The sequence below is a fragment of the Pseudoalteromonas sp. MMG013 genome (genome assembly GCF_018100885.1).
GTDB lineage: Bacteria > Pseudomonadota > Gammaproteobacteria > Enterobacterales > Alteromonadaceae > Pseudoalteromonas > Pseudoalteromonas aurantia.
Window position 1 is genome coordinate 1 of the sequence record NZ_JAGJEE010000138.1, and the last position, 327, is coordinate 327.

At 34.6% G+C, this 327-nt stretch carries 1 protein-coding gene; it reads right to left on the reverse strand.

Going from position 1 to position 327, the window contains the following annotated elements; all coding sequences use genetic code 11:
- The coding region (locus J8L98_RS24705; RefSeq protein ID WP_210998699.1) for a hypothetical protein at window positions 1–327 on the reverse strand (327 nt) is incomplete at both ends.

Sequence of the window (327 nt, forward strand, 5' to 3'; positions counted from 1 at the left end):
ATAATCTAATAGCCTAACATCACCTGATTTAGGCTCAGTGTAATTAGGTAGCACTTCATTTGGAAACATTACATCCCAGACAAACCTTTTAACAAATAACTTTAAAAATACTGGGTGATAATATTTTAAAATGTATAACTCTTCTAGCTCCCAGTTAGGCTCATCGTTAATATCAATAATACCAAAGTGTTCTAACCAGGCACAGGCAGCAACTACCTGCATACCTTCATTGGGCTGTTTTTGATCTTCCCAAGCTTGTACATCTGAATTTTCATAACTATTTATCAGCCACCATGTATAGTCATCTTGTTTATAAGCGTTAACAAA